Origin of the sequence: Clostridium sp. UBA7791, assembly GCF_002480755.1 — a bacterium.
Classification (GTDB): domain Bacteria; phylum Bacillota; class Clostridia; order Clostridiales; family Clostridiaceae; genus Clostridium_J; species Clostridium_J sulfidigenes.
The window spans coordinates 287,130-299,082 of sequence record NZ_DLCT01000013.1 but is presented as its reverse complement, the minus strand read 5'-3'; the positions used below and the strand labels follow the sequence as shown (position 1 = coordinate 299,082).

Below are 11,953 nucleotides of genomic sequence, written 5' to 3'. Positions count from 1 at the left end.
TATCTTCTTTATTTATTATAGAATAGGACAAGGAGTGAAGAATTTGAAGATGGATTTCAATCTTTCAAAGAAGAAAAAGTATATACTAATTGTCATTGCAGTAGTATTATTTATAATACTTTCAGCAGTAATAATTGCTATAAAGTTAAAAGGACCAAAAGAGGAGACAACAATTACTCATGAAGATAGTTATGAAATCAAGGGAGAAGAAACATTAAAATTTAATGGTATTAGTATTATAAGTGATGAGCAAATTATTATAGTAGATAAGTCACAAGGAGAATTAAAAGATATTAAAGTTAAAGATGGACAAGAGGTAAAGAAAGGCGATGTATTATTTTCTTATCTTAATACTGCAGTTGAAGATCAAATAGCACAGTATGATAGGGAAATAACCTCCAATAATGGCAAAGTATCTAGAGTGAAGAAGGAAAAGGATAAAGTTAACACAAGCATTAATAAGCTACAAGGAGATTTAAATGCAATAAGTGGTGAACTAAATAAAGTTAAGAGTGAAATATCTAAGCTTAGTACATCAGAAGAAAAAGAAGCTCAAAGTCAATATAATGAATTATTGAAAACAAAAGATGTCCTTGAAGGTAAGCAACTAGAAGTTTCTCAACAAATAGAAATGTTAATGAATCAAGTTAATGGCATAGAAACTGAAGTAGCAAGTTATGAAGAGGGAAACAAGTCAATAGTAACTGAAAGGGATACTTTAAAGAAAAAAATAGGTAAAGATATAGTTGCAGATATAGATGGAGTAGTGAAAGTAAATAGCAAGGGTATAGATGACCCAACTGTAGCCTATATGAGAATAATATCTAAAGAGCCTTTAGTTAAAGCAGAAGTTTCTGAATTTGATGTAAAGAATTTGAAAATAGATGATGAAGTAATGTTAAAGGTTATTAGTAGTGGAGAATATATTAAAGGTACTATAACTGAAATTGACGAGCTACCTATTGAAGAACCAGGAAGAACTACAACAGGATACAATTTTTACATAAAACCAGAAAAGAGTATCAGAATAGGGTTTAGCTTAGAGGTTAAGTGCAATTACAAAGGAATAGAAATACCTAAAGATTATGTATATGAAAAAGATTCTAAGATACATATACTTAAGGAAAAAGGCGAATCTTATGAAGATATAGAAATAAAAGCAACTTTAGAAAATGATAAGTATTATTTATTAGATGGAGCTATAGGGATAGGAGATAGGTTGATTAAAAATCCTTCTACGGTACTAGAAGGGAGCAAATAATTATGATTAAATTAAAAGACATAAATAAGTTTTATGTTACTGGGGATGAAACTCTTCAGGCATTAAAGGATGTTAATTTAGAGATAAATAAGGGTGAGTTTCTAGCAATAATGGGACCCTCTGGATCAGGAAAATCAACACTTATGAAAATATTAGGATTGCTGGATAAAAAGTTTGATGGAAGTTACACATTTTTAGATAAAAATATAAGTTCTTTTTCAGATGATGCTTTAAGTAAGTTTAGAAATGAAAAGATAGGATTTGTATTTCAAGATTTTAACCTTATAAAAAGGCTTTTAATAAAAGAAAATATTGAAATACCTATGCTTTATAGAGGTCATAGAATAAAGGAAACCAAGAAGCGAGTTGTAGAACTATTAAAAAAGGTTAATCTTGAGAGTAAAATAAATAAGTATCCTACTGAATTATCAGGAGGACAACAACAGAGGGTATCTATTGCTAGAGCATTAATTAATAATCCAGATATAATAATTGCAGACGAGCCTACAGGTGCTTTAGATAGCCATACATCTAAGGAAATAATGGGTATGTTTAAAGAACTTAATGATGAAGGAATTACTATAATTTTAATCACCCATGATGTAAATGTAGCAAGACAAGCTAATCGAATAATGTCTATTTTCGATGGTGAGCTTAAGGAAGGAGAATTTTAGATGAAGCTTAGTGTTCTAATTTTTTCTGCTTTAAGAAATCTTATAAGAAATAGAAAAAGATCTTTCTTAACTATGTTAGGTATAATAATAGGAATAGCAGCAGTAATTACCATAGTTGCATTAGGGGAGGGGTATAAGAATAAAACTATAAAAGACTTTACAGGAGAAAACGAAGGTAAAGTTGTATTAAATGCAATGTTTACTCCATCAAATGCGGAACATATTAATGCTGCAGGAAATAGTTTTAATAATAATGATAAAAGAGCTATAGAAAGATTACAAGGAATTGAATCAGTAGAATATATATATTCTAGCAATGAATATGGTGAGCTTGTAGATTTACAAGTAAGGGGAGCTGCCATTCAAGGAATGGCTTCAAAGGTAGAAAAAACTGATTCTCCAAAGATTATAGGAAGAAATTTAAGTGAAAAAGATAATGAAAATTCAACAAGAACCATAGTATTAAGAGAAAGCCTAATTGGTGATAAGGTTGAAGAGAAAGAAGAGTTAATTGGAGGTATTGCAACCTTAAAGGGTATTACCTTTGAAATTGTAGGTATTATAGAATCTGATGAAGATGAGGAGTTTAGCTTTAGCTTTAAACCAGATATTCAAATTCCAAAGAACACCTATGATAAGTTTTTCCCTTCCAGTGATGTAGTTCAAGGTATGAGTATTACCTTAGTTAATGGAGTAAATGTTAAGGATACTATTAAGGATATAGAAAACGTCCTTAATGAGGAAGGCTCTAAAAAAGCTGAAGGAGAATATATGGTAATGGATACCAGCGGAATAATAAAAATGATGGGTTCAGTACTAAATACATTAACTTTATTTATTGCTGGAGTTGCTGGTATATCATTATTTATTGCAGGAATAGGGGTTATGAACATGGTTTATACTTCTGTTTCTGAGAGAACTTTAGAAATTGGAATAAAGAGATCAATAGGAGCCAGAAGAAAAGATATAAAGCGAGAATTTTTAGTAGAAGGTGTAGTTATTACTGTCACTGGTGGAGTGATAGGATATGTATTTGGAATAATAATTGCTAATATCATATCTTATTTTATGCATATGGCAATAATACCAAGTCTATTTACTGCATCTGTAGCTATAGGAATTTCCATATTTATAGGTATAGTATCTAGTATAATTCCTGCCAATAAGGCTGCTAGTGCAAATACCATTGATATACTTAAATAAAAATAGTGGTGGACTTTTTAAGTTAAAGGTCTACCACTTATCTATTTATCAAGGTTTACTATTGTAATAGAAAATGCATCGTATTCTATTAACCCATCTTTTCTCATTTTATTTAATTCACGGGATAATGAGGATCTTTGTACCCCAAATTTTTCTGCTAAATCCTTTTTAGTTACTTCTAGTTTAATTATATTACTCTTTTGAACATAGCTTTCATACATTAGAAAGTCAATTATGCATTGTCTTATAGATTTAAGAGAAAGTGTTTTTATTTTATCTGTTAAAATTAAGGTTTTGTCTGAGATGGAGTGAAGAAATTTAGATAAAAAAGTAGTATTACTTTGGCAGAGACTTAAAACTAAATCTTTTTTTAAGTGTATAAGTGTTACTTCCGTTTTTGCTAGAACCATCATTGGATAAAAGTTTTTATGGGAAAAAAGCAGATTTCCTCCTAGTTCACTTCCTATAGTAAAATCACTTATTGAGATATAGTTTCCTTTCTCATCAGTGCTTTGTACAGAGACAATTCCTTTCAGGACTATATCAAAAGTAACACATTTTTCATTTTGAAAATAAATTACGGAATTTTTTTTATAAGTTTTTATATTGAAAGAATCTTGTACAAATAAATGATTAATAGTGCTCATAGAGATATCTTTAAATAATTCTGTATTTTCAAGAATAGAAATAAAATCTAACATTATTATTTCTCCTTTTTCAAAATTAGTTACCTTGGTAACTGATTATAATATTAAAACAAATTATAATACAAGTAAAGATGTTGAAGGGAGAAAATAAAATGGATATATTCACAATAATTCTTTGGGTAATTACATTGACTTGGTTTATTTGGTCCATAAATAAAGATAAAAAGAAAACTTTTAACTCCATTAAAATGTCAACGGGAATAATGAAAAGCATGATAGGAGAAATTATAGGAATACTTTTTCTTATAGGATTAATACTTACATTCATTCCACCAGATATAATTAAATATTATTTAGGCCAATCTAATATTTTTATTTCCACAATTATTTCTGCATTTGTAGGAAGTATCACTTTAATACCAGCTTTTGTTGCTTTTCCACTGGTAGGTTCCTTAGTAAATGCAGGAGCTAGTATAGTTCCTATAGTGGCATTTTTAACAACTCTTACCATGGTTGGTTTTGTTACATTTCCTCTTGAAAGAAGAGAATTTGGTGTTAAGTTTGCATTGATTAGAAACTCATTAAGCTTTATATTTGCTGTGGTTATAGCACTTTTCATGGGGGTGATAATATGAGTTTAATTATTAAAAAAGTAAAAAACAATATGTTATTAACTTTTGTTATTTTAGCTTATTTGTTTTTATTGATTTTTATGCCGGATAAAGGAATTATGGCTTTAAATAATAGCTTATATTATGTGAAAGAAATGCTTATAATAATGCCAGTAATACTTCTACTAACATCTCTCATTGAGGGATGGGTTCCTAAAAAAACTATAGAAAATGCACTAGGTGAAGGTTCAGGGGTTAAAGGATATATATTTTCCTTTTTACTAGGTAGTTTTTCAGCAGGTCCTATTTATGCAGCTTTTCCTGTATGTAAGATGCTTATAAAAAAGGGTGCAAGCATAGCAAATATAGTAATAATCTTAAGTGCTTGGGCAGTAATTAAGATTCCGATGCTAGCAAATGAATCTAAGTTTTTAGGTCCTAAATTTATGGTGATTCGATGGAGCTTAACTACAATATCTATTATTATAATGGCAATTATCACTTCAAGATTTGTTAAAAAAGAAGAATTACCTAAAGAAGATATTATAGAAAAGGAAGATGCAATACTAATTATAGAAGAGGACTTTTGTATTGGTTGTGGATTATGTACAAGGATAGCATCAGAAGATTTTATATTAGAAAATAAAAAAGCAAAGGTAAATAAAAATATATTAATATCACAAGAAAGTGAAAAGATTAAACTAGCTATATATAAATGTCCTGCAAAGGCAATTAAGTATAAATAATATATTCTAAAAAATAAAGATATAAAGGGGGAATTTATAATGGTTGAAAAAATTTATCAAATGACTAACAGCCATAGTAGAACAGTTGAAATGCTTATTTCAGATGGAAATGTTCATTACTTACACATGATATTTAATAAAGGAGAAGGACTTCCAGAGCATTTTTCAAATTCTAATGTATATATGGCTGTACTAAAAGGCACGTTATCAATTGGATTAGATGACCAAGAAATTAATGAATACAAAGAAGGCACTTTATTAAAAATACCATTTAAAACTAAGATGAATGTTGGTAATAAACATGATGAAATTTTAGAATTAACTGTGGTAAAATCACCTGCTCCATCTAAATAATTACACAATAGGGTAAAAGCTTTTTATTAATATATATAATTTACTGAATTTAAAATAAATAATTGAATAATTTAAAAAAGCTGTTGAATATTCAATGTAATATTCAATAGCTTTTATTCTATTACTGTAATTTTAAACATAACCTAATTAATAATATATTGATTCAAAATAAAATATTGTGGTATAATTGTATATCATTTCAATAATCAATAATTATTGTTTATTGAAATAAGTTATTCTTAAAGTTAAAATAAAAATAAAGTCTTAAATACATGGAGAAGAAATAATATGAAAAAAAATTGGATTATCGTCACAATAATTATAACCGTGGCTGTAGGATTAGGAGCCTTTACATATAAGGGTTACACTAAGAACAATCATACTGAAAATATGATTAAAAATGATAAAAATAAGTATGATGCATCAGCAGAGATAAAGGATGCATTAAAGTTACTAAGTAGTAAAAAACAAGCTGAAGTTATAACTAATGCAAAAACCTCTTCTAATGTACTAGCTCTATCCTTTGAAGGAATTAGTGATGCTAATACTATGGGAAAAATAGTGGAATTATTAAATGAGTATGGTGTAAAAGCAAATTTTTTTATTCCAGGTATTAAAGCTGGAGAAGACCCTACCACAGTAAAAAACATTAAAAAAGCGGGGCATGTAGTAGGAAGCGAAACTCTTTCAGATGCTAGGCATATGGAAAAGTTATCTCAGAAAGAATTAATTACTGATTTTTGCCGTGGTAATAAGATAATAGAAACTATAATTAAGGAGAAATCTAATTTACTAAAGTGTAAATCTACCACATACACTGATGAAGTCCTAGAGGCAGCATACGCCTCAGGTAATAAGTATGTGGTTCACAGTGATCATTATCTTAGCTATCAAAGTTTCAAGGATTATGGGCAGGCTCAGAATTATGTAAATAAATTAGATAAGGGCACAATTATTTCCATTAAGGTTAATGGTGTTCTTGATGATTTCGAATATGAAAGAGAAAAAGAAGGGGAAAAGCCAGCTATAGATAAAGAAGCAGGGATAGATGAATCTACTAAGGATGAAAGAGAAGAAATAACCGTTGTTAAAATTGTAGAATGGTTGTTGAAGGCCATAGATGAACAGAAAATAACTGTTGTCCAAGTGAATGAATTAGCTGGAATGAAAAGTTATGATGAAACTTCATCACCTGAAAATATGTCAAATAAAGATGAGATTTATATAGATGAAAGTTATAAAGAAGAAAAAAATACTTCACAAGGAAATAGTGAAGAAAAAAATTCTTTAGATTTAGTAAATTTTACGGAGCTAATAAAAAAAAATAATGGTAATCTTGCTCCTAATATTTCAGAGTTTTACACTACTAAAGAAGCATTATCCTATACCTTTAGAGGATTAGATAATGAAACTGCATTAAATTCAGTTTTAATATCTTTAGATAAAATAAAGGCTAAAGGAACTTTCTTTGTCACTAAGGATGAAATAGAAAAGTATCCAGATAGAATTGCTAACATATTAAAGAAAGGTCATGAAATTGGCAATGGAGGAATAACAGTTAGCTCAAGTTTATTAGACAAATCTACAGAAGAGATTTGTAAAGAAATATATGAAGTAGATAATTTATTAAGGAAGATTGGTGTAAATACTAAAGCATACATGCCTGGATATGGTTATGTTGATGTTGAGGTTCAAGAAGCTTTATCTGTTATCAATAAAATTCATGGTATTAAGGGTTATGAACTGTTTACTTATTCTAAATCTCCTATTAATCATAAATATAAAAACATGAATGCAGAAGAAGTTGTAAGGGATTATCTTAATTTAAATACCTATATGTCATTAAGAAAAGGTGAGATTGTTTACTTTAGGCTAGACTCAGATTTATTTGAAGATAAGAATACTGTAGCAAATATTATTGAATTAATTACCTCTAATTATGTAAAAAATGGACATGCTAATAAGTATAATGAAGCAACACAATCCTATGTTTTAGTTGAAAAGCCATTGAATTATTCTGTTGAGACTTTAAGTGAATTGCAACATACTGTGGAATCAGCTTCTCAATTAGGGAGATATGGGATGGCGGGGAATAATATTAACTCATTAATTAGGAGGTCTTATGAAGAAGCTTTATCTATGATGAAATCTAATTACATAGGTAATAAATATGTGGATTTAAGTGATTTAAATGAAGAGGAACAGGTTTTAATGGATAAGACAGGGACTATTGATACCAATGGTGAAGATGTAATATTCTTTACCTTCGATGATTGGGGAGGAGATCCTGTGGTTAATGAGATTTTAGATGTACTTAATAAACATAAAGTAAAAGGAAGCTTTTTTGTAATATCAAAGTACATTGATACTAACGGAGATGTATCTAATGCTAATCCTAATTTACTTAGAACCATTGCATTTAATGGTCACGATATTGGAAGTCATAACTATAATCATGAAACTTTAGATACAAACAAGAATAAATTGGAGATTTCTTTAGTTAAATCCTATGATGCTATGGCTAATGTTATAGGTGATTTAAATTCATTAAGACCATACTTTAGACCACCAACTTTACTTGTTAAAAAGGAAGGGCTAGCACAGGTATTTGAAAGTGGATTTAAATATTCTATTAATGGAAATATTTCAACTCATGATTATGAAAGTAGTTCTTCCCAAGAAATTGTTCATTCATTAGAAGAAAGTTTAATCAAAGGTAGAGGGAATATTATAGTAATGCACATGAACAATCAAAGTTATTATACAGCAGAAGCCTTAGATATTTTCTTAACTAATAATGAGAATGGAGTTTACGGAACAAAGTATAAAATTGCAAAGCTAAGCGATTATTTAGAATAATAATTTTTGTAACATATGAGGAGTTTAAAAATGAGGTTAGATACTATATGAAAAAAATAAAAAAAGATGAAACCCGTGATGTCCTTTTAAATCCCCGTAAAGATAGACGGTTATTATCAAATGTTCCTGATAAGGAAGAAATTAGAGATAATATTGACCGTAGGGGATATCAACTTTTGGATAACCATAAAGAAGACCCTAGTGGTTTTATAACGAGTAAGAATGCTGGTATAAGATATGTAATGAAAACGGATGTGGAAGTTGTTTGTAAAAGCAGCAAAGGAAATAAAAAGTTATTAGTAAAATCTATAGACATTTCTACCACGGGGCTTTTGTTAGAATTAAAAGATGAAACACAATTAAATATAATAAACAATGCTGAGGAGATAAAGTTAAAATTTAAAATATTACCTGGTTCTATGCCTGAGGGCTATGAAATGAAAGTGAAAATTAAAGGTGAAAAAGTTAGAGATTCTATAACATCTGAAGGAAAAATTATCTGTGGAATAGAGTTTACAGAAACTTTGTCAGAGTATTCAAGTAGAAAAAAAGATAGATATGTACTTGTTACTTCTAGTTTTCTTTTATTATTTATTACATTATTTATTATATTAATGCGTGCAGAAAGTATTATATATTTTAAATTTAATAAATGGATATACCTTTATAGTATTATTGCAGCAGTATTTTTGCTTAGCAGATATTTATTTGGAATGTTATATAAACCTATGCTAATAGATGTGGATTATACACCTGGAGTAACTATTATTATTCCTTGCTTTAATGAAGAAGTGTGGATCGAAAGAACAATTCTAAGTTGCATAAATCAAGATTATCCTATAGACAAGCTGGAAGTTATAGTAGTAGATGATTGTTCTAATGATAATTCTGTAGAAAAAATTAAAGAAACTATTGAGAGGTTAAGTAGTGAAGCAGAGAGATTTGAAACAAAACACAGGTTAAAATATTTTGTGCAAGAAAATAATCTAGGTAAAAGGGATGCTTTATGCAGAGGAGTTAAGGAAGCTAAACATGACTTAGTTGTATTTGTTGATTCAGATAGCTTTTTAGATCCCTTTGCTATAAGAAATTTAGTTCAACCTTTTAAAGATCCTAAAATGGGAGGCGTATCAGGAAGGACTGATGTAGCTAATACATACACTAATGTATTAACAAAGATGCAATCAGTGCGTTATTACATAGCCTTTAGAATTATGAAGGCAGCAGAGGCTTATTTTGATGCTGTTACCTGTTTATCAGGACCATTAGCTTGCTATAAAAAACAAATAATTCTAGACAATATGGATGCATGGTTAAATCAAAGGTTTTTAGGTCAGAAGGCAACCTTTGGAGATGATCGTGCTATGACTAATTTTGTGTTAAAAGGTCATCGAACAAGTTATCAAGATACAGCTATCTGTTCTACCATTGTACCTAATAAATATAAAATATTTCTTAAGCAACAAATGAGGTGGAAGCGTTCATGGCTAAGAGAATCAATAATTGCAGGTAAATTTATGTGGAAAAAGGAGCCTTTTATGGCAGTATTCTTTTATATGGGTGTAGTAGTTCCTATTGTTGCTCCAATAGTTGTTACATATAACTTAATTTATGTTCCAATTATCCATAAGATATTTCCAACAACCTTCTTAGTAGGAATATTGATGATGGCTTTAATGATGAGTTTTGCTCAAATGTTTCTTAGAAAAAGTACTACATGGGTTTTTGGTATGGTATTTTGTATTTATTATGAGGCAGTATTATTGTGGCAGATGCCTATTGCATGGGTAACCTTTTGGAAGTCCACATGGGGCACGCGAATGACTCCCAGTGATATAAAGGCTCAAAAGAAGAAGGAACAGAGAACTACTTCCAGTAAGTTTAAGAAAAACGGAGGGAAAAACAATGAAAAGTAATACTTTTTCTCCTAAAAAGAAAGATAGGATTAAGATAGCAAGAGGTATATTACAAGGAGTTATTTTAATTATATTGTTAATAGCTATTATAAAAGCTTTATTTTCATTCTCTGTATATGAGCCTTACAATTCATATAAGGTAAGTAATAATCAAGATAGTGGCTTCATTGCAGTATCATATTTTGGTGTAGATAGAACAGGAAATGATACCTTAATAAGTACCAAAAGATTGGATGAACAGCTTAAAGCATTAAAAAATAACGGATATGTAACAATTACTCAAAAGGATGTAGTGGATTATTATTTAAAAGGTAAGGCATTACCAACTAAATCACTATTTTTACTATTTGAAGATGGAAGAAGAGATACAGCAATATTTTCTCAGAAAATTATAGAAGAATACAATTTAAAGGCAACTATGCTAACTTATGCTGATAAATTTGAAAAGGAAGACTCGAAATTTTTAAGTTCTAATGAGCTATTAGAGTTAGTAGATAGCTCTTACTGGGAATTAGGTACAAATGGGTATAGACTTAAATACATAAATGCATTTGATAAAGATTCAAACTACTTAGGTAATTTAAATTCAGTTGAGTTTGCAGAATCAGCTTCAAGTATGGAGAGAGATTATAATCACTATTTAATGGATTATATTAGAGATGAATATAATATTCCCAAAGAGTCCTATGAAGAAATGAAACAGCGTATTGATAGTGACTATAAGGCTTTATCTAAAGTGTATACTAAGGAAATTAGTCAAGTGCCTAAATTATATGCCTTAATGCATTCTAATACAGGTCAGTTTGGTACTAATGACAAGGTAAGCGAAATAAATGGTAAATGGATTAAAGAGTTATTTAATATGAATTTTAATAGGGAAGGTTTCTCGCTAAATACAATAGATAGTTCAATCTATGATTTAACTAGAATTCAACCACAGTCCTATTGGTCAACCAATCATTTGCTAATGAGAATTTTGGATGATACGAAGCAGGATATTGAATTTGTAGTTGGAGATAAAGAAAAGGCAAGTAAATTTAAAGAGGTATCAGGAAAAGCGGAGTTTAAGGATGATACTATTATATTAACATCTTTATCAGAAGGAAAAGGTATCCTTAAACTTTTAAATAGTGATACTTATAAGGATGTTAATGTGTCAACAATATTAAATGGGAATATAATAGGTTCTCAAGGTATTTATTTGCGAGCTAATGATGATCAAAGTGATAGTTTATGTGTTAGACTTATGAATAATGTAATAAGTATTATTGAAAATTCAAAAGGTAGTTCTAATGTCATATTCTCACTAGACTTAAGTAAAAATAAAGAAGAAAAATTTGATATAAGAGATGGGGGGAGCAGAAAGGTTGATATAACATTAGTTAATGATAAAATTAGTATAGACATTGATGGTACTAATATAGCTAAAGATTTGGATGTAACTAATGAGAATCAGGGAAGTGTTTATTTAGAGTCTGCATGGGGAGAATATGGATATAGTCAAAGGAATATTGCAGATGATGTATATGATGGTGTATTTAAAAAGTTTAGGATAACTGATGTTAATGATAATGAATTGTATGACAGCTCACTAAAGGGAGTTGATAGTATATTTTATTCCCTTAGAAATTTTACTGATAAAATTATAGACTGGTTTATTAAATATTTATAGATTATAGAGG

The 11,953-nt window shown here is 29.1% G+C and carries 10 protein-coding genes; 9 read left to right on the top strand and 1 reads right to left on the bottom strand.

Going from position 1 to position 11,953, the window contains the following annotated elements; genetic code table 11:
* From B3Z56_RS16845 to B3Z56_RS16835, 3 genes are all read left to right on the top strand, one after another.
* The coding region (locus B3Z56_RS16845) for an efflux RND transporter periplasmic adaptor subunit (RefSeq protein ID WP_346879229.1) at nucleotides 1–1,261 on the top strand (1,261 nt) is incomplete at its 5' end.
* A 2-nt stretch (nucleotides 1,262–1,263) separates the two neighbouring features.
* Nucleotides 1,264–1,935 carry an ABC transporter ATP-binding protein gene (locus B3Z56_RS16840; protein WP_346879228.1) on the top strand — a complete coding sequence of 224 codons (672 nt, stop codon included), beginning with the start codon at nucleotides 1,264–1,266 and terminating at the stop codon, nucleotides 1,933–1,935.
* Nucleotides 1,936–3,138 carry an ABC transporter permease gene (locus tag B3Z56_RS16835; protein ID WP_346879227.1) on the top strand — a complete coding sequence of 401 codons (1,203 nt, stop codon included), beginning with the start codon at nucleotides 1,936–1,938 and terminating at the stop codon, nucleotides 3,136–3,138.
* Between the two features lie 41 nt (nucleotides 3,139–3,179).
* Here the strand turns inward: B3Z56_RS16835 and B3Z56_RS16830 are convergent, their stop codons facing one another.
* On the bottom strand, nucleotides 3,180–3,839 hold the full coding sequence (locus tag B3Z56_RS16830; RefSeq protein WP_346879226.1) for a Crp/Fnr family transcriptional regulator: 660 nt from the start codon (nucleotides 3,837–3,839) through the stop codon (nucleotides 3,180–3,182).
* Nucleotides 3,840–3,937: 98 nt separating this feature from the next.
* On the opposite strand from B3Z56_RS16830, the gene B3Z56_RS16825 reads away from it, so the two are divergent.
* From B3Z56_RS16825 to B3Z56_RS16800, 6 genes are all read left to right on the top strand, one after another.
* The gene (locus B3Z56_RS16825) at nucleotides 3,938–4,420 is read left to right on the top strand and encodes a permease (RefSeq protein WP_346879225.1); all 483 of its coding nucleotides are present in this window, start codon (nucleotides 3,938–3,940) and stop codon (nucleotides 4,418–4,420) included.
* Nucleotides 4,417–5,142 carry a permease gene (locus tag B3Z56_RS16820; protein ID WP_346879224.1) on the top strand — a complete coding sequence of 242 codons (726 nt, stop codon included), beginning with the start codon at nucleotides 4,417–4,419 and terminating at the stop codon, nucleotides 5,140–5,142. The genes B3Z56_RS16825 and B3Z56_RS16820 overlap by 4 nt, the downstream gene beginning before the upstream one ends.
* 39 nt (nucleotides 5,143–5,181) lie before the next feature.
* A complete protein-coding gene (locus B3Z56_RS16815) occupies nucleotides 5,182–5,496 on the top strand; it encodes a cupin domain-containing protein (protein WP_346846460.1) in 315 nt (104 codons plus the stop codon).
* A 288-nt stretch (nucleotides 5,497–5,784) separates the two neighbouring features.
* The gene (locus tag B3Z56_RS16810; protein ID WP_346879223.1) at nucleotides 5,785–8,355 is read left to right on the top strand and encodes a polysaccharide deacetylase family protein; all 2,571 of its coding nucleotides are present in this window, start codon (nucleotides 5,785–5,787) and stop codon (nucleotides 8,353–8,355) included.
* A 47-nt stretch (nucleotides 8,356–8,402) separates the two neighbouring features.
* Nucleotides 8,403–10,271, top strand: coding sequence for a glycosyltransferase (locus B3Z56_RS16805; RefSeq protein ID WP_346846462.1), 1,869 nt, complete (start codon nucleotides 8,403–8,405; stop codon nucleotides 10,269–10,271).
* Nucleotides 10,261–11,943 (top strand): glycoside hydrolase, encoded by a 1,683-nt coding sequence (locus tag B3Z56_RS16800; RefSeq protein ID WP_346846463.1) that lies wholly within the window; start codon nucleotides 10,261–10,263, stop codon nucleotides 11,941–11,943. Before B3Z56_RS16805 ends, B3Z56_RS16800 begins: the two co-directional genes overlap by 11 nt.
* The last annotated feature ends 10 nt before the right edge of the window (nucleotides 11,944–11,953 follow it).

Coding starts and splice junctions, on each gene's coding strand:
- B3Z56_RS16805 (WP_346846462.1), top strand. CDS start 8,403: ATGAAAAAAATAAAAAAAGATGAAACCCGTGATGTCCTTTTAAATCCC.
- B3Z56_RS16820 (WP_346879224.1), top strand. CDS start 4,417: ATGAGTTTAATTATTAAAAAAGTAAAAAACAATATGTTATTAACTTTT.
- B3Z56_RS16810 (WP_346879223.1), top strand. CDS start 5,785: ATGAAAAAAAATTGGATTATCGTCACAATAATTATAACCGTGGCTGTA.
- B3Z56_RS16840 (WP_346879228.1), top strand. CDS start 1,264: ATGATTAAATTAAAAGACATAAATAAGTTTTATGTTACTGGGGATGAA.
- B3Z56_RS16825 (WP_346879225.1), top strand. CDS start 3,938: ATGGATATATTCACAATAATTCTTTGGGTAATTACATTGACTTGGTTT.
- B3Z56_RS16800 (WP_346846463.1), top strand. CDS start 10,261: ATGAAAAGTAATACTTTTTCTCCTAAAAAGAAAGATAGGATTAAGATA.
- B3Z56_RS16815 (WP_346846460.1), top strand. CDS start 5,182: ATGGTTGAAAAAATTTATCAAATGACTAACAGCCATAGTAGAACAGTT.
- B3Z56_RS16830 (WP_346879226.1), bottom strand. CDS start 3,839: ATGTTAGATTTTATTTCTATTCTTGAAAATACAGAATTATTTAAAGAT.
- B3Z56_RS16835 (WP_346879227.1), top strand. CDS start 1,936: ATGAAGCTTAGTGTTCTAATTTTTTCTGCTTTAAGAAATCTTATAAGA.